This is a genomic window from Marinobacter daqiaonensis (genome assembly GCF_900115285.1).
Classification (GTDB): Bacteria; Pseudomonadota; Gammaproteobacteria; order Pseudomonadales; family Oleiphilaceae; genus Marinobacter; species Marinobacter daqiaonensis.
Window position 1 is genome coordinate 1,369,365 of record NZ_FOYW01000001.1, and the last position, 20,656, is coordinate 1,390,020.

The following is a 20,656-nucleotide window of genomic DNA, read 5'->3' on the forward strand; positions in this document are numbered from 1 at the left end:
GATGGGCCCGCTCGGGACCATTAGGCGGGTCGTTCGTTTGCGCCCGCATGATACCGATGATGTGAGGGATGAGAAAGAGGCCGCTGCCCCGTGTCAGGAATTGTCGTTCCTGAGGATGACGCTGATATTGCCGCTGCGCTCAAGGCATGCCTCCCTGACCTGGGACACGTCGTTGACGCTGGAGGTTTCCCGCAGGGCGCTCATGAGATCCTTTTCGCTGATATGGGTTTTCTTCATGGCATCCCACTGGATATCGCCATCACGGACCAGTACGCGTGCCTTGCCCTTCACCAGAGTACCAAACGGGTCCCAGTGAAAGGCGGCGCCGGCGAACAGTGAGTGCATCAAGGTAAGGGCAACTGCCGCGACGAGGTGGGGAATAAAGTCTTCCGGCACCATGATGGCGCGGCTGAGGATCGACCCGATCATGATCGCCATGATGATATCGAAGGCCGAGAACTTGCCTACGAAGCGTTTTCCACCCAGGCGCACCAGAATGATGCCCAGGATGTAAACCAGAACGGCCCGCAGGATCACGCGCCATATGGTGAGGTCCTGCCCTTCCAGGCCAAGCGCCCAGCTCGCCCAATACCAGATGGATTCCATCGCTTCCTCCCTGGAATGCTTAGTCTATGTCCGGTCACCGGCGGTGCCGGTTTCTCTGCTTCCAGCCATCCTAGCCCATGGAGCGTGTCATTGCTGGCGGAGGGCCATGGATCTTTTACGGTGAACGTCAGAATTCCAGATAATGCTGGCCCGCCCGGAGACCCTGCCGGTACCCCAGCTCAAGCTTGTCCGGATCTGTCGTCAGGCGACTGACGGGAAAATCATGGGGCGGCGCGATAACCCGGACACTGCAGTCAGCCGGCGGGTTATCGATAAAGGAAAGCGCCTGGTTATATTGCTCGCCCCGGGCCATCACCGCCTGGGCCAGAGCCGGGCGGTCCCGGAACAGCGTACGGATCAGGGGCGTGAAGGTGACTGGGGCCTTGCGATAACGGGCAGGCCGTGAAAGCACTACGGTGATGTCACGGGCACCCCGCCGGTAGGCTTCCTGTACCGGAATCGAGTCCGCAATACCGCCATCACTCATGGCCTCTTCCCCCACCATCGGGTAATCCCGGTACGCCAGAGGAATGGAGCAGGACGCGGTGAATACATCGTGGAGATTGTGGTCGTCCACCATGAAGTAGCGGGGTTCGCCGCTTTCGGCGGAGGTGGTCGCAACCCACAGGCGGGTATTGCCCTCCATGTAGCGATCCAGCCCGAGGGGAACATCCCGCCAGGACTGGTGCCACAGCCAGTGCACGTCGCACAGGTGACCGCCGCCGAGGAATCGCTTCCAGTTGATGAACTCGGGCCGGCAGGCATGGTCGGTAATCACCTGGCGATTGCGCCCATAATCCCCGCAGAGATATCCGATCAGGGTGGTGGACCCGGCGGAGACACCCCAGGCCGACGAGAACGGCTGAAAGTGCGCTTCCAGAAAGGCATCCAGCACGCCCGCCGCAAAAATGCCCCGCATCGCGCCGCCCTCAACCACCAGGGCCGGATTCGTATTCGTCGAATTCTTCTCAGGCATGGCGAGCCGCCTTTCAGACGATTGATAACCTCACCCCTAATGATCGGAAAGGCTGTGGGTTTTTACAAATCGCTGATGGGGCCGTGTTGCGCTACTGCGAACCAGTAAAAAACGGATTTGGCTCTCGACGGGATTGATCAGTATCGGTGTCAGGTCCGGCCATCGACCAGCTTGCCAGACCCGGAAATAGCAGAACCGTTCAACTCCCCTTCTACTTGCCAGGTGGCAAGCAACGTCCCAGGCTGACTCCGCCCGCTGCGACCGTCCATCAGTCCCCCCGGCACGAGCTCAGCCTGGTCTACATCTGATCTGACAGGTTGCGTCAGCCTTTGGTGGACTTTTCAAATTTTTCCACCTGCTTTTCGGCTTCATCACGGCTGATGCCGTAGGCCTCCTGGATCTGTCCCACCAGCTTCTCGCGCTTCCCGGATATAACATCCAGATGATCGTCAGTGAGCTTGCCCCAATGGCTTTTTATGTCACCCTTGATCTGCTTCCAGTTGCCTTCAATGGTATCCCGGTTCATATCGATACTCCTTCTGTGAGGTGATAACGGTCTTCCGGTCGTCTCACAGGACGGCCAGAAGAAACCCCTGCCGTGCCCGCCTGCGGCAGCACGCGACGGCAAGAAAGCCCGATCGGCTGCTGTAAGCAAAGATGATCAACTGAGGCTAGTCAAGGCGGCACACCACCCCGGAAGGTTCCGGCACGGCTGTCTACAAAACCACCCCGCGGCCGCGCAGACCGGGAATCTGCTCCGGTGGCAGTGGGCGGGAGAACAGAAAGCCCTGACCGTACGTGCACTGATGGCCGTGCAGAAATGCCAGCTGCTCCGGCTTTTCAACACCCTCGGCAACCTGATCCAGCCCCAGGGCCCGGGCCATCTCGATAATGGTGCGGGTAATCGTCGCGCCGTCTTCCCGGGCCGGCAGACCGTCCACGAACGAGCGGTCGATTTTCAGGCTGCTCACAGGCAAGCGGCGAAGGTACGACAGGGACGAGTAACCGGTACCAAAGTCGTCGATATTGATCTCAATGTCACGGGCCTTCAGCTGTACCAGATTCTGTTCCACGGCCTCATTGTCCCGCACCAGGGAATGCTCGGTGATTTCAACCCGCAGCAGCTGCTCGGGGACCTGCGAGGACGTCAGCTGGTCGAGCAGTTCCTCCGCGAACGTCGGCTGTGCCAGTTCAACCGGAGAGACATTCATCGCGACGGTGATATCCCAGTCAGGGTCCGAACACCAGACCTGTAACTGCCTGCACACTTCCTCGCGAACCCATCGGCCGATGGGCACGATCAGGCCACTTTGCTCTGCCAGAGGAATAAAACGATCCGGGGAGACCTGGCCAAGCTCGGGACACCGCCAGCGCAGCAATGCCTCGACGCCTGTCATCCTGCCAGTGCTCAGGGAAAATATCGGCTGGTAGAGCATATAGAGTTCATCTCCCGCCAGCGCCCCCTTCAGACAGGACTCGATTTTCAGTATCTCGGCGAACGCATCCGAGTGGGCAAGATCGAAATAGTGCACCGGCTCTGCCAGGCTTTCGGGGCTCACCCGAATCGCGGCGGACGCCTGTTCAATCAGGGCCTCGGCACTGTCTCCCTGGTCGGGAAACAGGCTTCCGCCGATCTGGACCCTAAGGTAATGCTCCCGGCCCTGACAGTGATAGGGCCGCTCGAGGGCCCCGTGGATCCGGCGGGTGGCCTCCTGACGCTGGCTCTCACAGTGGACCGGAAACACCAGCACCAGCTCATCGGCCTGCAGGCGTGCGGCCGAACCACCTTCGGGACAATTCTCCCGCAGCCGCCCCGCCAGTTGCTGCAGCAGTTCATCGCCTCCCCGGGTACCCAGACTCTGGTTGATCAGGCGCAGCCCTGTCACGTTGAACAGCAGCACCTCCACCTGCATGGACTCCATGGCTGCCAGCCTGACCAGTTGGCCCAGACGGTCCATCAGCAGCTGCCTGTTGGGCAGCTGGGTCAGGGGGTCGTAATAGGCGAAACGTTCGATGGAGCTTTTCAGGGCCAGCAGATCAGCAATGTGAGCAATTTCATTCTCGACCAGGTCGGCAAACTGGCGAAGGTGGGCGCGGTGCGCCTCATCGAAGTGTCGGGGCTGGTGATCCAGCACGCAGAGGGTACCCAGTGGCTGCCCTGTCGGGCCCCGCACGACGGCGCCGGCATAAAAGCGGATGTGAGGGTCCCCGGTGACCAGGGGGTTACCGGCAAATCGCGGGTCCTCCAGCGCGTCGGGCACAACCAGCATTGAATCCTGGTTTATGGCATGGCCGCAGAAGGAAATGTCACGGGGGCACTGGGTCTGATTCCAGCCGAGCCTGGACTTGAACCACTGCCGGTCCCGGTCCAGCAGCGTGATCAGGACGATAGGAAATCCGAAGATGCCCGCCACCAGGCTGGTATAGCGATCAAACCTCAGCTCCGACGCCGTGTCCAGAAGCCGAAGGCCGTACAACTCCTCCAGGCGCGCCGCTTCACCCTCGGTCACCTCTGGCGGTATGTATGCGATCTGATTCATGTCGGTCCGCCCCGTCCCGGAACTCCCTTTTTTCCCCATTGTAGAGGATCAGACAGCTGTTACCAGACCGGAAACATCAGGAAACAGATTCTTGCGGAGGCCCGGGGGGCAGGCCGCCCTCTGCCCGCAGGTCCGCGCGGCCACCAGAAGATGGCGGCTTCTGGCAGTTTGGTCCAGACTGGGATTTGAACGGGAGTTTCACATTCAGCCGGGCATCAAGGACCAGCCATGATAAGGATGCATGGAGAGTATCGCCGGCATTTGAGATCCGGGATCAGGGTCCCGGTAGTCCTGAACTATGCCAACCACACCATCGAAACCAATACGCTGAACGTATCCGCCAGCGGGTTACGCCTGAAAAGGCCGGATGGGGTGTATATCCGCCCTGGTGAGGTCATCGATGTGGATTTCCCCGACAGGGCCGATCTGGACGTTGCAGCAAAGGTAACGCACACCGGCAGGTCCCATATTGGTGTGCAGTTCCATCGACGGCGTTTTTCCGAAACCGAACTGAACACGCTCTATCGTGCTGCCCCCGCCTGGCAGCGCCTCACCGCCAGAAGCAAACGTGCGCTCTGGAAGAACAGTCGCCGGATTGCGGTGTTTTCGGCCAACACCTATCTGCGCCCCCTCATTCATGCCGCGGCCAGGCCGCATTTTCTGTTTGCCGTGTACGGCAACCAGCAGCAGGCCGGCTCCTATTTCACACCCCGCATGGCAAAGCGCATGCCGTCCAATCTGGTGCTTGGTTTCATCCGCAACCAGGACATGCGGGGCCTGCTGGTGGCGTCGCAGTTCCTTGAGCATGAACTGGAGGAGGACTCCGAAAAGGTCCGCCTTTACCTGGACCAGTTGCAACGGGATTACCCGAATGTGCGGAGAATAGCTCTTGTCGGACGGCTCCCCAATTTCGCTATGAAGGCGGGTGTCGAGATGACCGGACCGCTGGTGGAGGGGAGTCTGGGAACGCGATATATGATCTGGGACGTGGCGCGGCAGATGGGCGAACGACCCCAGTACTGCCAGCAAACCAGCATTGTCGTGCTGGGCGGCGCCGGACGCATTGGCAACGCGGTATGCCGGGATCTAACGGGCCTGTATGACAGGGTGATCGGGTTTGACCCACGCTATGAGGCCGACCGGGAACTGACCACCGAGCAGGGCACGGTGCTACAGACCTCTTCACTGTCCCATCTGAAGGACGAGAAGCTCTACATTGGCTTGACCCACCAGGGCGATGCGGTGCTGGAGCTCCGGGACCATATAACCCCGGGCGCCCTGATCGCGGATGACACCCATCCCTGCATCAGCCTGGCGGCCCGGGAAAAACTGCAGGAAAGGCAGATCGCGGTGGAAAAGGTGGTCCTTTCCCACGAGGAGTTCCTGATGTGGCCACGCATGCCGGACTGGAGCAACCGGGACATACCAGGGTGTCTCGTCGAAGCCCTGGTTCTGCTTCGCCAGCCAGGCGTCGGGGAGGGCAACTTTTCCGAGTTTTGCCAGGAAGCCGAATTTCTCGGCTTTACCGGCCGCCTGATCAGACCCCTGGACGAATAGGGGGCAGGAATGGACCATGATAAAAGGCAACCAATGGACAGCGGGGTTACTGGCGATATCGCTTTTATTCGCCCTTACCGTCAGTGGCAGTGAGCTGACGGTTAAGGGCGACGCTGGTCATTATCGCCTGAACAGTCAGATCGAGTATTTCCTGGACGGGGCACTCAACCTTGACGAGGTACGGCAACGGGAACAGTGGCGAAAAAAGCACGACGACAGCGTGCTGAACCTGGGGTTCACCGACCGGTCGGTGTGGGTCAGGACCTCCCTTGCCATCACGGAACCCCTGACCCGCCAGTGGTACCTGGTGATTCCCTATCCACTTCTGGAGGAGGTGGATCTCTACATCGTGCGGGACGGGCAGGGGCCGGCAATCTACCACACCAGCCGCCGGGAGACCGAAATCCGGCGGGACCTGGCCCACAGCTACCAGGTGGCGCTGCCCTTACCCCTTGACCTTAATGGCCAGGTGGAACTCTTCCTGCGGGCTCAGTCAACGACTTCACTGCAGGTGCCGGTTGAGCTTTGGCGCGAGGACCAGCTGCTGATCCGGTTTTCCCAGAGGAGTCTCTACTGGGGCGCGTATTTCGGTGTGATGTGCGCGCTGGTTATCTACAACCTGTTCCTGTTCCTCTCCATCAGGGACCTGGCCTACGGCTATTACGTGCTGTACATCGGCTCGATCAGCCTGCTGGTACTCTGTATCTCCGGGGTGGGGAACGCCTGGCTCTGGGCCGGGCAGCCGTTACTGCCCCGTTATGCGCTGCCCATCAGCACCGCACTTGGGTCCCTGTTTGCCCTGATGTTCACACGCAGCTTTCTCAAGTGGCAGGACATCTCCCCCCGCTGGGATCACAGCATGAAGATCGCGGCTGGCCTGGCGGGCGTGCTCATTGTCTACACCTGGGCCGATCCCATAAACGGGACGCTGTTCGCCGGCCTGCTGGGTTTCCTGGTGATTCTCCTGCTCATCGCGGTGGGGCTGGCAGGCCTTAGGGCCGGTGTCGTCATTGCCCGTTTTTTCGTGCTGGCCTGGACGACCTTTGCCCTGGGGGCCGCCGTGTATTTACTGAGTGTTTTCGACCTGCTGCCGGTAAATCTCATCACCAATCACGCCATGCAGGTCGGCTCTGTCGCCGAGGTGCTGCTGCTCTCCTTTGCCCTCGCCCATCGCATCAAGGATGAACGGTCACGCAAGCTGTCTGCGCTGCGGAGTCAACAGATGGCCGAGCGGCAGGTCCGGGACCTGGAAATGCAATCCCTCGAACAGGCCATGTACGATTCGACCACCAGGATGCCCAATGCCGCCCTCCTCAATCAGCAGTTACAGACAATGATGGGTCAGAGCAGGCGGGTCGCACTCGTGCTGGTCCACTATCCCCAGGTCAAGGACATTGCGTCCAGCATGGGCCACCGGCTGGCGGAGGAGATGTTCTGCCAGCTGATGAACAAGCTCAACCATACGCTGGCGGGACTTGACGGCGTGGTCCGCCTTGAAAGCCGGCAGCCCGCCTACCTTGCAATTCCCGAATTCGGTTCGGCCTCATTCCTGATTGAGGTCGAACAGCTGGAAGGCCCGCTGACCCCCTTTATCGAACAGACAGTGGGGCACCATGAAATCTTCGTCCAGGCCGTCCGCCTACGTGTGTTCATGAATCTGCACTGCGGCGTGGCGATCGCCCCGGAACACGGGGAAACCACGGAACTCCTGTATCAGCACGCCTCGGCGGCACGGGACCGTAGCGAATCCCGCAAGGTTCCGGTGCAGGTCTATAACGAGGAGATCTCAGGTTTCGCCCGACGCCGCCTGGATCTGGTGACGGCCCTGCCGCCAGCCATTGAGGCCGGGGAACTGGAGCTTTACCTGCAACCGCAGATGAACAGCGACGGCCAGAAGCTGGTGGGTGCGGAGATACTGTTGCGGTGGCACAGTCCGCGTTTCGGACCTGTACCCACCGGGGAAGTAATCGAGATCGCCGAGCATGCAGGCCTGATGGACCTGCTATCGCGCTACATCCTGATCGAGGCCTGGAGAATCATGCAGGTGCTTCAGGAACGGCAACTGAACATCACCTGCAGCATCAACCTGTCGGTCCAGAACCTCACGGATAGTCACTTTGTGTCCTTTGCTCTGGCGGGAATCAGGAAACACGCCATTCCAATGAACCGCGTGATCTTTGAAGTGACGGAAACCTCCATGATGCACAACATGGAAGCGGTGATCGGATCCCTGCTTCAGATTGCCAACAGCGGCTGCAGGATCGCCCTGGACGATTTTGGCACGGGTTACTCCTCCCTGGCCTATCTGAGCCGCCTGCCCATCCACGAGCTGAAGGTCGACCGTTGTTTTGTAAGCCAGATGTATTCCAACCAGAACGACCTGGGAATCGTCCAGAACATCCTGAAACTGGCACATACCCTCAACCTGGAAGCCGTCGCCGAAGGCGTGGAGGACAATAACACCCGGGAGCTCCTCACCCAGCTGGGCTGTCACCGGCTGCAGGGTTATCTTTTCGCGAGGCCGATGCCCCTGGACAGGTTCTGCGACTGGGCGAAGGGGTAAGTTATCGGAGCAGATGCAATCATCAACCGGTCCACCCTATTTCGCCATATGCCCCACGTAGGCGGTGATAAAGGCGGTCTCCTGAAAGGCCTTCAGGCCGGTCTCGGCAAACGGTACCGGCAGCGGATGAGCGGCCAGGGTGGACTTGATCAGCGCCGATGGCAGCAACCGCACCTCCAGCCCGTCATTGTCGATCAGCTGGATAGCCGCCTCCAGCTTGAAGCTGATGGCACCACCGGCGAATTTGCCCTTCGGCATCCGCTCCTTGATGGCAACACCGGTCACCCCATACTCCGCCATCAGGCCGGCAAAATCAGACTGGAACCGCTTCAGGTCTGCCCGGGTGTGGTTCCTGCTCAGCGACAGCTTGCGTATCTTGCACTCCGGCAAGCTGAACTGTCCCCGGTCGAGATTCAGTAGGCACACCACCGCGTCGCTGCCGGTGAGTTCAACTCCGCAAATAATCATCGTACTCCTGGCCTTGAGCCATCCGTAATACCTGGAACAGGTCCCGTCCCAATCCGCGCACCTTACAGCATCAGCCCGTTGCGGCGTTATACCAGCGAAACACCCGCATGGGTGGTATGTTCCGCATTTCCAGGGTGCAGCTCTCCGGGGGGCCCATGACCGGATTGGTGAACCGGGCCACATCGCCGCGAAACTGATAGGCGATGAAACGTCCGTTCTCTGCGAGGTTGTCCTTCACCGCCTTGGCAACCCTGGTGGCGACGGGTTCCGGCATTTTCGAGAAGGGGATGCCGGAGATCACCACGTCTGGTTGCTCCATGTGATGCAGCGCCAGAATATCCGCCAGGTCTTCCGCACTCCCCAGGTGATTGGTGAAACGGGGGTCCGTGATATCACCGAGCAGTTCGTGGAAAAAGGGACTCAGTTCGATGGAGATCAGGCGTGCATCCGGGCTGAGGTGCCGCAGGAAGGTCTGCGTCGTGCCGCCGGTGCCGGGTCCCAGCTCCACTACCCGGCGGGCGCCAGCCAGGCCGGCTGCATCCACAATCCGACGCTCGAGGAATCGGGAACTGGGGATGACCGAGCCAACCTGGCGGGGCTCACGCAAAAATCCACGGAAAAAGGCTGCCGGACTGGTTCTCCGGTTTGTACTGTCTTCCGAGCCAATACTTTCCCCGCCCATATTGCTCCCTCAACCTGGTCGTATGAATTATTGATCAGACCTAACAATGAGACCTGTATGCACCGCCGTCAATCACTATCCGCCTCCACTGACCGGATTACAGGCCCGGCCCTGAATGACCGGAGGTCCATGACGAACTCGTGCGGTGCTATCAGGGACATGACGATCTGCTTTGTACTGATGGGTCCACGTTCCAGAATAGCAGTGCCCCGGGTGTCATCCCATGGCATCTGGACTTACGTATTCATCCCCTGCATCCTGCATCCATCCAGCTGACTTGCGAGGCACACTCCCGATGACCGACGAAGACACTCTCAACGCCCTGAAAACCGCCTTCACCTTCATGCCCCAGCCGGTGGAAATAAATCGCTTTGAGTACGGCGACGATGCGGACAGAATTCTCGCCCAGGTAAATTTCGTGAGGGAGGTTCTGGTAAGCCACGGCATTGACCCAGACGAAGTGGCCGGCGAAATCAATCCGGATTCGTCACCGAATTCCTGCTACTGAAACGGAGCGACAGACTTCTCCGCCGGTCAGTAGTCCGGTATACCGGGACGGGCGTATTTCTGCAGCGTCCTCCAGCCATTGGCAGAGGACTCTGCTACCCTGCCTATTCCACGGATGCGAACGGAGTACCTGCATGATCACAGTCCATCACCTGAACAACTCCCGCTCACAACGCGTTCTCTGGATGCTGGAGGAGCTGGAAGTGCCCTACGAGATCCGGTATTACGAACGGGATCCCAAAACCATGCAGGCGCCTCCAAGCCTCAAGAAAGTACACCCCCTTGGCAAGTCACCGGTGATCACCGACGGCGACCTGGTGGTGGCGGAATCCGGCGTTATTATCGACTACCTTGCCCGCACCTACGGCAAGGACACCATGCCCCCGCCGGGCAGCGGCCAGGCGTGGCTTGACTACACCTACTGGCTGCATTATGCCGAGGGCTCCCTGATGCCGCCACTGCTGATGCGCCTGGTGTTCGAAAAGGTAAAAACCAGCCCGATGCCGTTTTTTGTCAAGCCAGTGGCAAAAGGCATCGCGAACAAAACCAATCAGACGTTCATCGGACCGATGATCGACACCCACATGGATTTTGTCGAATCCCACCTCTCGAAGAGCACCTGGTTCCTGGGCGACAACCTCAGCGCGGCGGATTTTCAGATGAGCTTTCCGCTGGAGGCCTCCGTGGCCCGGGGAATTGTCGGTAAAAACCGGCCTCACATCACCGAGTGGGTGGAACGGGTGCACGCCAGGCCCGCTTACCGGAGGGCCCTCGAGAAGGGCGGAGAGTATGCTTTTGCGGACTAGTCTCCGGTCCGGTTGATTCGCTGATCCACTACGAATCAACTGGACGGGGCACTGGGTTGCCGAGCGGGTTCATGCCCGGGCGTTTGCGATGAGAGCGCAACCACGGATGTCGAGAAGGCATCAAGCGCCGCCTCCGCCATCTCGTCGTCACGATCTGCCAGCCAGCCCAGAACCAGCCCGTCCATCCCGCTGCTCAACAGCCGGGCGAGTACCGGCCGCGGAACCGTCCAACCGGTACCGGTAGCCGCTTCAATGGCCTGAGCCAGCCTCTCGCCCTGCTCCGCATACTGGCGGTACTGCCATGACGCCAGGTCCCTCAGGTCCTTATCCCGAAGCATGAAAGTGGTCAGCTCATAGGCTGCGAGCTGCCGGTCGGGGTTTTCCGTGGCATGTTTCCACACCCGTAAAAGGCTCATCCGAATGCACTGTTCCGGGTCACCGCCAAAGTCGGGAACGGTCACCGCGGCATCCACCATGTCGACCACCATTACCCGGATCAGCTCCCGGTACAGCTCCTGCTTGGACCGGAAGCAGTAGTGGAATATCCCCTGCTGCATGCCAGCTTCCCCACAGATGGCGCGGGTTGTAGCCCGACGTATTCCCAGTCGGGCGATGGTGCGAAAAGCGGCCTCCACAAGTTCCTGGCGTCGCTGATCCACTGGTACTGGAGCCATTTCCGTCCCCTTTTCACTCGGTAACGATCCGAGCCTTGATCACTTTTTTTACCGGAAACCGGGATGTTGCCGCTTCGGACCTCATCCAGTCTACAGCATCTTATTGGTCAATCGACTTGGTCAATTGACAAACTTCTGCCCGCAACCTATGTTCAAGGACAGGCTTGCGACGTCCGGAGGGGACAGAGCGCAGGCACTATTCCCTGATCGCAAGAAGGAGAACCCATGTCTGTCATCGACCGCAGTGACACCGTTTGTGTCGTTGGCGCCGGGCCCGCGGGCCTGGTCGTCGCCCGCCAGCTTCGCCAGGCCGGCATCCCATTCGAGGTTTATGAACGCCACAGCGATGTTGGCGGTATCTGGGACCCTGAAAACACCGGCAGCCCGATGTATCGGAGTGCCCACTTCATCAGCTCCAAGTACAGCAGCGGATTCGTGGGGTTCCCCATGCCGGAGGAATTCCCGGACTACCCCTCCTGGCGGCAGATACTCGGATACATTCGCGATTTTGCCCGGGCCGAGGATCTCTATCAGCACATCACGTTCGACACAGAAGTTGAACGCGCCGTCCCCCTGGAAAATAACCTCTGGCGAGTCACCATCGGCAATCAGCAGTACGATTACCGGGCTCTGGTAGTGGCACCGGGTGTGACCTGGCATCCGAGCCGGCCAAGGATAGCAGGAGAAGAGCGGTTCACTGGTGAAATCATTCATTCATCGGAGTACTTTGAGCCTTCCACCTTCAGGGACAAGCGGGTTCTCATCGTTGGTGCGGGCAACTCCGGTGTCGACATTGCCTGCGACGCGGCAGCAAATGCCGAAGCTGCTTTCCTGAGTGTGCGGCGGGGTTACCGCTTCCTGCCCAAGCATGTGTTCGGTGTTCCCCTCGACGTCTTCATCAACCATGGCGGTCAGCCCCCCGCAGGCATCACCATACCGGAGGACCCGAACGAACTTGTCGATGCCCTGGTCGGCGACCTGACACGCTTCGGGTTACCGGCACCGGACCACGACGTTCTGAGTTCTCACCCGATTGTTAATGACCGGATCATTCATCACTTCAACCATGGCGATATCAGTGCCAGGCCCGACATCACCCGTCTGGACGGTCAGGACGTGGTGTTTGCCGATGGCAGCCGGGAGTCCATTGACCTGATTGTGTTGGCGACAGGTTATGAGTATCGCGTTCCGTTCATCGACGAGGACCTTTTCGAGTGGTCAAGCGGGCATCCACAGCTCTACCTGAACATTTTCCATCGCAACCTCCCCACCCTGTCGATCGTCGGCTTTATCGAGTTTGCCGACGCCGCTTACGAGCGCTTTGAGGAAATGGCACAGCTGGTTGCCATGGATCTTTCACTGAAAGGCAGTGACCTGGAAAGGTTCACCGAAATGAAGCGCAGCCACCGTCCGGATTTACGTGGCGGCGCGGAATACATCGATACACCACGGCACGCCAACTATGTGGAGACTCATACCTACCAGGCGGTGCTCGCCGGTATCCGTGAGCAGTTTGGCGTGGCTTCGCTTTCGCCCACTCGGGCCAACGCAGCGTGAGGTAGCTGGTCACTCAAGGAGGGTTCCTGGGTTATCAGAAGCCCCGAAGACCGGATCGACATCCAGCCTTCGGGGCCCGGTTCTGCGGCGCGGGACTGCCTTCCCTGGCGGACCGGAACCTCAGCGGTGGAGGTCGAAGCGGTCGTTCTCCATGACCTTGACCCAACCCTTGACGAAGCGGTCGATCATTCTCTCCTCACCGCCGCTGGCGGCGTACTCCTCGGCGATGGCGCGAAGCTGCGAGTTGGAGCCGTAGACAAGATCGACCCGTGACGCGGTCCACTTCTTCTCGCCCGTCCCACGGTTACGGCCCTCGAACCGCTCCTCGTTCTCATCGATCGGTTCCCAGACGGTACCCATGTCGATGAGATTGACGAAGAAGTCGTTCGTCAGCTGGCCCGGGCGATCAGTGAGGATCCCTGACTGGTCATCACCGACATTTACGCCCATGGCCCGCATGCCCCCGAGGAGCGCCGTCATCTGCGGTACGCTGAGGTTCAGCATGAAGGCGCGATCAACCATCAGGTGCTCGGCCGGAATGGCGGTCGTCTGGGTCTGCGCGTAGTTGCGGAACGCGTCGTGCTTCGGCTCGAGGTGGGCCTGGGTATCCACCTCGGTCATTTCCTGGGTCGCATCGGTGCGGCCCGGAGTGAACGGCACCGTGATATCGTGGCCAGCCGCCCTGGCCGCCATCTCGACCCCGACACTGCCGGCCAGAACGATCATGTCCGCCAGCGAGATGTTGGCCTCGGAGGCGCTCCTGATCTGCTCGAGCTGGTCGATCACCTCGGGCACGCCTGAGCGCACGTTAACGTCCCAGCCGGCCTGCGGCTCGAGACGAATGCGCGCGCCGTTGGCGCCGCCGCGATGGTCGGTCTGGCGGTAGGTGCAGGCCGCGGACCAGGCGGTTCCCACCAGTTGCCTGACCGTGAGGCCGGAATCGGCGATCTGACTCTTGAGTTTGGCAATCTGCTCATCGCTCACCAGCGGCCCCTGGTGCTCGGGTACCGGATCCTGCCAGACAAGAACCTCATCGGGCACCTGCGGACCGAGGTAGCGGGCGCGGGGCCCCATATCGCGATGCAGCAGCTTGTACCAGGCCCGGGCGAATTCGTCGGCGAGAACGTCGGGATTCTCGTGATACTCCTTCGAAATCTTGAGGTAGTCCGGATCGGTGATCATGGCGATGTCCGCAGCGGTCATGACCGGCGGATTCTTCTTGCCTTTAACGTGGGCATCGGGAACCCAGTAGCCTTCCTTCACCTCCACCGGTTCCCACTGGTTGGCGCCGGCGGGGGATTTCTTGACCTCCCACTGGTGGGCGAAGATTGTGTCGAGGTACTTGTTGTCCCACTTGGTCGGCGTCGGAGTCCACGCACCTTCAAGGCCCGACGTGATGGTGTACTCACCGAGGCCGGTCTCGTGCTTGTTGGCCCAGCCCAGCCCCATCTCATGGACTTTCGAACCCTCGGGGGCCTCGCCCACGGCGTCCGCGGGGGCATTGCCGTGCATCTTGCCGAAGGTGTGACCGCCAACGGTCAGGGCGACGGTCTCACGGTCGTTCATCCCCATGCGGCCGAAGGTTTCCCTCACATCCTGCGCGGACTTCATCGCGTCCGGAACGCCGTTGGGGCCCTCCGGGTTCACGTAGATCAGCCCCATCTGCACTGCGGCGAGTGGGTTGTCGAGGACACGGCTGCCATCTTCCCAAGTGCCGGTGTAACGCTCTTCGTTGGTCGAGAGCCACTCGGTCTCGGGCCCCCAGTAGATGTCATCCTCGGGCGCCCAGATGTCGGAGCGACCGAAACCGAAACCAAAGGTGCGGAACCCCATCGTTTCGAGGGCCCGGTTACCGGCGAAGACCATCAGGTCCGCCCAGGAGATCTTCTCGCCATACTTCTTCTTGATCGGCCATAACAGCCGGCGCGCCTTGTCCAGGTTGCCGTTGTCCGGCCAGCTGTTCAGAGGCGCGAAGCGCTGGGCACCGGTGCCGCCACCACCGCGGCCGTCCATCGCCCGGTAAGTTCCGGCCGCGTGCCACGACATGCGAATGAAAAACGGGCCGTAATGACCCCAGTCCGCCGGCCACCAATCCTGTGAATCCGTCATCAGCGCATCCACATCAGCGGAGAGTTCGTCGACGTCAAGCTGCGAGAACGCGTCGGCGTAGCTGAAATCGGGTCCGAAGGGGCTGGCGTCCGGGTGCTTCTGGTGCAGCACATTGAGGGTAAGCTGGTCCGGCCACCAATGTTCGTTACCCTGCAGTTTCGGTGTGGTTCGTGCGCCCCACTCCGGGCGTTGAGGCTTGATATCAGACACATTATCCTCCTAGGCGAAATAGTGGCCTAAAGAGCGTTTTCAGCCGGCGACTCTGAATCGCCCCGTGCTTTGCAAACACCTTCGGGCCCTGGCGGAACGCGTTATGGGAACCATAAGCGTCAGGAACAGGGAACCGTTCCTGTCGAAGCCGTCAAGCAGGCAGGTACACCGACGATTTGGCCTCGCTTCAGGAATACGTATAGTCTTGTTAGCGAACCTTGGCCAATAGAGACCTGCCTATAGCCTGCATAGATTTAACGAATTACAGAGGAGCTGAGGTTCGACGACCCCGTCTTTTCGCAGGGTTGCTCATGGACAGCCCCCGCCACAGGGCGAACATCATCGAGCAGAAACGACAGCCCCATTTGACATGGCCTGAGCTTCGCCGAAGAATAAGACAGTATGACCAAAGCCAACAACGAATCCGAAAATCCCGATAAAGGCGCGCCAGATGAGCTCTTGGCGGCACTTGACGGGGCGATCGACCGCCTGGCTGAAATCAATGCCATTGAGGGCGTCTCGCCGGTATTCGAGGTGATCGACGCGGCCAGACCCCTGATGTTGAGCCCTGCAGGCCTGGAGGCGCTCTACGAACGCGTTCCGGCCATTGAATCAGCCGGATTCTTTCGTGGGAGCGACTGGGACTACCCCCAGACACTGGTGCCCTCCCTGGCTGCGCGCACGATTCGCCACGGCGAACCGACCGCCACACTGGTTGAAAGCCTGAGCCAGATTCGCCTTCTGGCGGTGGCCAAAGGCGATTACACCCACGTTTCCATCTCGGCGGAACATGCCCATCACTTTCTCGCCCAGGTACTGGCGATGAATCTCGACCTGGTGGTCGGTGATCTGCATGAGAGCGACCGGCTGCGGCCCGAACAGATCGGCTACGCCGTTCAGAACCTGTATCACTACCTGCTGCGGCATCTCGGCTACGAAAACCTCCTGGAACACCTGGTGGCCGAGGTCTGGCGGATTCTCGAGCAGCGCCCTGTCCAGGTAGAAGGTGTCAAACACATGGTGACCCAGATAGCGGTCTGCCTGGAAAAACCGGACGCGCTGGGTGGCGAAGCCAGCGACGACGCCGTGCAGCTGATCCATGCCGTGTTCAGCCCCACCGAGGGGTGCCGTGAAGACCCCGGCCTGGATGTCTATGGGGAACGACTGGCGGAAATGGACGATGCCACCCTGCTGCAGGAAGCCATCGCTTTTGCCCGGGCCATGCACAGTACCGGCCTGGTATCGCCGTACATGCCGGTATTCATACGCTACCTGCGTGGCCGTTGGAACGAGCTGATTCCCACCGCCCTGGGGCTGAGCTACACAGGTGCCGATGCTTTTCACTGCTACCCCGCGTTGATCCATCGCCTGATTGACGAAGCTCTGTTTCCGGAGACCAGTCAGTGTGCCTATGGCCTGGCCATGATGCTCGAGCGGGGCATTCTCTACGCGCCTCCCGTGGCGCCGTCCCTGTGGCGCCAGATACGCCTGACGCTGTGCGACGCCGCGGCCGAGAAAATCGTGACCGTCTTCGGGAGCAGTCGTCCCCCCGAATGCTTTTTGCTCGCCGACGTGCTCAACGTACTCGGGCGCCCGCTGGGCATCGGTCAGGGGAACTACCCCACCTGTCAGTCGACGCGCGCCCTGTCCATGTGGGCCTACAACATGCCGGCGGAACTGCTTCGCATCCTTGCCTGGGCGGCACGGGACGATGAAATCGTGATGCGCTTTGAAGGTAACAGCATATCGTCGCGGGAACTGGGCACCGGGCTGGCGACCGAGCCTCCGGTGGATGTGGATGCGGTATCCCTGCTGACCGTGCCGCACCTGGATCGCATCTATTTTGAAATGGGCCGGCGCAGCATCGGGCGCGGAGAAGATCCACACAAATGGGTCAACGCAGAATTCCATGGCGATCATGTCGGTCACGGATTCCGCATCGCCGTGGATGTGTTCACGGGAGGCCTCAAAGACTTCGACGGGTTTATTCGCGATTTCTATGCCGCCTATCACCCTTTCTACAACGGCGACATCCCGGTCATCAATCCGCAGCCGGCCGGTATTGCGGTGACAGACAGCGCCACCCGCTTTCTTGGCTGGCACGCCATCACAATCCAGCGGCTTGCGCTGGACGCGGACAAAACCATGCGGGTCTACTTTTTCAACCCGAACAACGACAGCGGGCAGAACTGGGGCCAGGGGATCGTCACCTCAACCCACGAACACGGCGAGCGTTTTGGTGAAGCCTCGTTACCCGTGGCCGAGTTCGTCTCCCGCCTGTATGTATTTCATTATGACCCCATCGAAAAGGGTGACCCGAGTGCCATTCCGACCGAGGAAGTCAATCGGGCCAGGGAATTGGCGAAAGGCAGTTGGGCGGCGGGGCGCTAGAGGTTTCATGATACCGGATCCAGGTTGAAAGCCATTTCCATCAGCCGACCGAGCTGAAGCCGCAGGTGCTTGGGCGGGTGGATATGGGGCATTTGAGCAAGAGAGTGCGGGAGATACTGGCCGGCTGATCGGAAACCTCTGCTCCGGCGATCGCTACACCTACGATATAAGCCTACAGATACCGGCCGCCAGCCCCGATCGCCACCACGATCAGCCCAAGAATCAGGTTGGTGCCCACCAGCTTGCGGATCTGGCCCACCTGGCGGCCGCCCTCCTGCGGATCCTGATTGGCAACGGCCTGCTTCAGCCTCCGGAAGGGGGCAAAGTAGACGTGAAAATAGAGCAGGATCATTACAATCCCCAGCCCCTGCATGGCGTGGATATGCCAGCCGGCACCGGCCATGCCACCAAACACGCTGAAGATCATCCAGTAACCGGTCACCAGCAACAGGATTACGGCCGCCCATACCCACCGGAAAAACCGGGACAGGGTGTGACACCAGAGTGCGCCCCGCTGGGACGCATCAATCACCTCGACCACCGCCGGACGCATGGCCATGTAGGCGAAAAACATGCCGCCAACCCAGATCACGGCAGACAGAACATGCAGTGCGACAGCCAGACTCATAATGCGACTCCTGGATGGGAAATGGGTGTGATCAGCATAGGCTAAACGACAGGGCCTGTTGCAAATCGTCGTGTCCAAATGCGCAAGCCGTTTCCAAGGTCTCCCTATTGCTCAACAGGCCAGACAGGCTGATCGGCCCCGCTATCCCCGGGAATGGAGTCACAGAGTTGCTCAAGCCTTATATCATTTTCCACGGCGATCAAGGGCTTCGATATTACCTCCCCTGTTTCGCGATCTACCGCGTCGACAGAGAGAATTGATTTCAACGGAGTATAGTCGGCGTTCTTCTTTTCATACACGAAATACTCCCTCCGGGTGGCCGACGACACGCCAGTCTCCACGTGGGCTTTTACAACGGGAATGGCATAGTTTCCGTGCCTGCAGGAAAGAGCGATAACTTCCTCCAGGTCGAGATCCTTTGCACCGTCCAGGTAAACATGGACGCCACCCGTATCCTGGTCAGGGGGCGTCAGAATAAACTCGTCACCTTCATCAAAACTCAAGTCAAACGAGCCGGTGCAGGCACTGGAGGGCACTGCCAACAAACCAATCAGCCCCGCCATGACCAGCCTAGAAAACACCATCAAAGACTCCGTTCTTCATGAATTCCGAAAAGTTGTCGTGCCTGACAGAGTAACTCGAGGTATGCCGGTTAACGACCCGGGTAATGGCATCGGTGACATCTCGATCGATGCCCCGATCCGCCACCTGGTAGAGGCCGTTATCGACCCAGAACGCCAAAGCGGACCGCAGGCTATATTTTGGCTGCAGCAGGAGATCGGGATTTTCGAGACAGTCCGTACCATCCGGCCAGAGCCTGCTGTATACAGACTGGAACCTGGTGTAGTTGGCCCGCCCCGTCAACTGGATCATGCCCCTGCCCCGATAGCGCCAGCCGTCACCAGAAGAGGCGTTGCCGTTGCCTATGCGGTTGGCATAAGCGTGATTGGCTATGGCTTCTTTGTCTGCGCTTTTCCCCTTTGCCCGATCGTATCCATGTGCATCGGCCAAGGCAGGATTGTTCTTGTAAAAGAGGAAGATTTTTTTGAGAACGTCCGGCCGGTAATTGAGATTCTCCTCCAGCAGAAACCGGGGGCCGACCTCCTGCCTTACCTGGGCAAAGAAATGACAGATTCGTAGCTCGGAATCTATCTTTCCAACGGCAAGGCTCGAAGTTACTTCGTTTGCGATCTCTGTCAGAAAATCATCGCCAACCCACTGACGGTTTGACCAGATTTTTCTGAGGTGCTGAACATCGATTTTCCCTTTCATTCGGTTCCTCCTTGGAGAAACGGCGAAAACCTCCGGCTTTTTCTTGCTTCCGGGGGGAACAGGTCACCATTCCATGCCTTCGGGTGCTCCCTGGTTATTCCTGTTATTAATGATGCTCCGATTCCTTACCGCGGGAAACCGGAAAAGATCCATTTTTCACCGATCTGTTTTTACCTCAGATGTTGCGGCATTTCGTCGCCCGTTCAGAAGTACCCCAGGAACCTGCCTAAGATCAGCACACTGATCCAGACGCCCAAAGACAACGCGGCCCCTGCCCGTAAAGCCAAAGGCATGCGGGCCCTCATCGGGAGGCTCTGTATATCCATGCGCTTGAACGTCCGGCCGAGAATCAAGGCGTTCAACACACCCAACAGCACAAGCGAGATCTTCGCCTGGAACAGCGGCGACCCGACGTAGTCCACGGCCGCTGTGGCAAACAGGAGTGCGCCAAAGAGAATGGCCAAACCCAGACCAACCGCCGATGTCACTCGAAGCACATCGACAAACACCATCACAGGGTAGTTGCGCCAGAGACCCAGCAAACGCAGATCCAGTGGCACAATGCCGCCAATCAACATCGAAATCCCGAGAATATGCCCGGCGTTTACTAGCGGATACATGAATGTGGAGTTGCGCAGGGCCGAAACAAAGGCCAGCTCCTCGACGAAGACCAGCAGCTGCTCAGTCATCGCCGGGATCAGGAATCGCGACCCGGATACAGATTGTAGTCCTTGCCGTCGATCACGACCCGCTCAGCCTTGACCTTCCGCATGTCCTCTTCGGCAGCGCGATGACCGTGCACGGTAATTTCCCGGCCCGGGCTCAACATCTCCTTGGTGAGCCCGACACGGTCGTTACGCCAGGGCTGACCCACTTCCACAACCCATTCCTCGCCATCCACGGTTATGGTGACCCTGCCGTGGGGATTACCCAGGCGCACAGACTGGATGACGCCTGTGATTTCAAACTCCTCGTCCGATGCCCAGGCCCAACCGTGATGAGCGTGGACCGCAGAGGTGGCGAGGAAAGCGGCAAAAACCGCAAAACAGAGCAGACAGGTAAAACGAAGCTGAAGCATATCCAATTTCCTTATCGCGATTTTGTCGGGGC

At 59.6% G+C, this 20,656-nt stretch carries 19 protein-coding genes; 6 read left to right on the forward strand and 13 right to left on the reverse strand.

Annotation, left to right across the window (positions count from 1 at the left end):
- Positions 1 to 93: 93 nt before the first annotated feature.
- The 4 genes from BM346_RS06320 to BM346_RS06335 form a co-directional block, all read right to left on the reverse strand.
- Positions 94 to 606, reverse strand: a complete 513-nt coding sequence (locus BM346_RS06320) for a DUF421 domain-containing protein (protein WP_092009876.1) — start codon at positions 604 to 606, stop codon at positions 94 to 96.
- A gap of 127 nt (positions 607 to 733) precedes the next feature.
- The gene (locus BM346_RS06325; RefSeq protein ID WP_092009878.1) at positions 734 to 1,582 is read right to left on the reverse strand and encodes a patatin-like phospholipase family protein; all 849 of its coding nucleotides are present in this window, start codon (positions 1,580 to 1,582) and stop codon (positions 734 to 736) included.
- A 322-nt stretch (positions 1,583 to 1,904) separates the two neighbouring features.
- Positions 1,905 to 2,108 carry a CsbD family protein gene (locus BM346_RS06330; protein WP_092009880.1) on the reverse strand — a complete coding sequence of 68 codons (204 nt, stop codon included), beginning with the start codon at positions 2,106 to 2,108 and terminating at the stop codon, positions 1,905 to 1,907.
- 190 nt (positions 2,109 to 2,298) lie between these two features.
- The gene (locus BM346_RS06335; RefSeq protein ID WP_167812631.1) at positions 2,299 to 4,122 is read right to left on the reverse strand and encodes a sensor domain-containing phosphodiesterase; all 1,824 of its coding nucleotides are present in this window, start codon (positions 4,120 to 4,122) and stop codon (positions 2,299 to 2,301) included.
- 228 nt (positions 4,123 to 4,350) lie between these two features.
- On the opposite strand from BM346_RS06335, the gene BM346_RS06340 reads away from it, so the two are divergent.
- Entirely contained in the window at positions 4,351 to 5,679 is a 1,329-nt protein-coding gene (locus BM346_RS06340) for a PilZ domain-containing protein (protein WP_092009883.1), read from the forward strand.
- Between the two features lie 16 nt (positions 5,680 to 5,695).
- Positions 5,696 to 8,242, forward strand: a complete 2,547-nt coding sequence (locus BM346_RS06345) for an EAL domain-containing protein (RefSeq protein ID WP_092009885.1) — start codon at positions 5,696 to 5,698, stop codon at positions 8,240 to 8,242.
- A 36-nt stretch (positions 8,243 to 8,278) separates the two neighbouring features.
- Here BM346_RS06345 and BM346_RS06350 read toward each other — a convergent pair whose 3' ends face one another.
- Both BM346_RS06350 and BM346_RS06355 read right to left on the reverse strand, forming a co-directional pair.
- Positions 8,279 to 8,710, reverse strand: a complete 432-nt coding sequence (locus BM346_RS06350) for a DUF3010 family protein (RefSeq protein WP_092009886.1) — start codon at positions 8,708 to 8,710, stop codon at positions 8,279 to 8,281.
- 70 nt (positions 8,711 to 8,780) lie between these two features.
- Positions 8,781 to 9,392 (reverse strand): class I SAM-dependent methyltransferase, encoded by a 612-nt coding sequence (locus BM346_RS06355; RefSeq protein ID WP_092009888.1) that lies wholly within the window; start codon positions 9,390 to 9,392, stop codon positions 8,781 to 8,783.
- A 295-nt stretch (positions 9,393 to 9,687) separates the two neighbouring features.
- Here BM346_RS06355 and BM346_RS06360 point away from each other — a divergent pair, with 295 nt between their 5' ends.
- The gene (locus tag BM346_RS06360; RefSeq protein ID WP_092009890.1) at positions 9,688 to 9,900 is read left to right on the forward strand and encodes a penicillin-binding protein; all 213 of its coding nucleotides are present in this window, start codon (positions 9,688 to 9,690) and stop codon (positions 9,898 to 9,900) included.
- Between the two features lie 133 nt (positions 9,901 to 10,033).
- Positions 10,034 to 10,705 carry a glutathione S-transferase gene (locus BM346_RS06365; protein WP_092009892.1) on the forward strand — a complete coding sequence of 224 codons (672 nt, stop codon included), beginning with the start codon at positions 10,034 to 10,036 and terminating at the stop codon, positions 10,703 to 10,705.
- Positions 10,706 to 10,740: 35 nt separating this feature from the next.
- On the opposite strand, the gene BM346_RS06370 is transcribed toward BM346_RS06365, so the two are convergent.
- Positions 10,741 to 11,379, reverse strand: a complete 639-nt coding sequence (locus BM346_RS06370) for a TetR/AcrR family transcriptional regulator (protein ID WP_092009894.1) — start codon at positions 11,377 to 11,379, stop codon at positions 10,741 to 10,743.
- Between the two features lie 225 nt (positions 11,380 to 11,604).
- On the opposite strand from BM346_RS06370, the gene BM346_RS06375 reads away from it, so the two are divergent.
- Positions 11,605 to 12,936: a flavin-containing monooxygenase gene (locus BM346_RS06375; RefSeq protein WP_092009896.1), complete on the forward strand. Its 1,332-nt coding sequence runs from the start codon at positions 11,605 to 11,607 to the stop codon at positions 12,934 to 12,936.
- Positions 12,937 to 13,056: 120 nt separating this feature from the next.
- Here the strand turns inward: BM346_RS06375 and katG are convergent, their stop codons facing one another.
- Positions 13,057 to 15,246 (reverse strand): catalase/peroxidase HPI, encoded by a 2,190-nt coding sequence (gene katG, locus BM346_RS06380; RefSeq protein WP_406812897.1) that lies wholly within the window; start codon positions 15,244 to 15,246, stop codon positions 13,057 to 13,059.
- A gap of 411 nt (positions 15,247 to 15,657) precedes the next feature.
- On the opposite strand from katG, the gene BM346_RS06385 reads away from it, so the two are divergent.
- Positions 15,658 to 17,646 (forward strand): hypothetical protein, encoded by a 1,989-nt coding sequence (locus BM346_RS06385; protein ID WP_092009900.1) that lies wholly within the window; start codon positions 15,658 to 15,660, stop codon positions 17,644 to 17,646.
- 172 nt (positions 17,647 to 17,818) lie between these two features.
- Here BM346_RS06385 and BM346_RS06390 read toward each other — a convergent pair whose 3' ends face one another.
- The 5 genes from BM346_RS06390 to BM346_RS06410 form a co-directional block, all read right to left on the reverse strand.
- Positions 17,819 to 18,274, reverse strand: coding sequence for a CopD family protein (locus BM346_RS06390; RefSeq protein WP_092009902.1), 456 nt, complete (start codon positions 18,272 to 18,274; stop codon positions 17,819 to 17,821).
- Between the two features lie 104 nt (positions 18,275 to 18,378).
- A complete protein-coding gene (locus BM346_RS06395; RefSeq protein WP_092009904.1) occupies positions 18,379 to 18,858 on the reverse strand; it encodes a hypothetical protein in 480 nt (159 codons plus the stop codon).
- Positions 18,845 to 19,546: a glycoside hydrolase family 19 protein gene (locus tag BM346_RS06400; protein WP_092009906.1), complete on the reverse strand. Its 702-nt coding sequence runs from the start codon at positions 19,544 to 19,546 to the stop codon at positions 18,845 to 18,847. The genes BM346_RS06395 and BM346_RS06400 overlap by 14 nt, the downstream gene beginning before the upstream one ends.
- Before the next feature lie 203 nt (positions 19,547 to 19,749).
- Entirely contained in the window at positions 19,750 to 20,235 is a 486-nt protein-coding gene (locus BM346_RS06405; protein ID WP_092009908.1) for a hypothetical protein, read from the reverse strand.
- Positions 20,236 to 20,243: 8 nt separating this feature from the next.
- Complete coding sequence (locus BM346_RS06410; protein ID WP_092009910.1) at positions 20,244 to 20,624, reverse strand: DUF6152 family protein; 381 nt, start codon at positions 20,622 to 20,624, stop codon at positions 20,244 to 20,246.
- Positions 20,625 to 20,656: the final 32 nt, after the last annotated feature.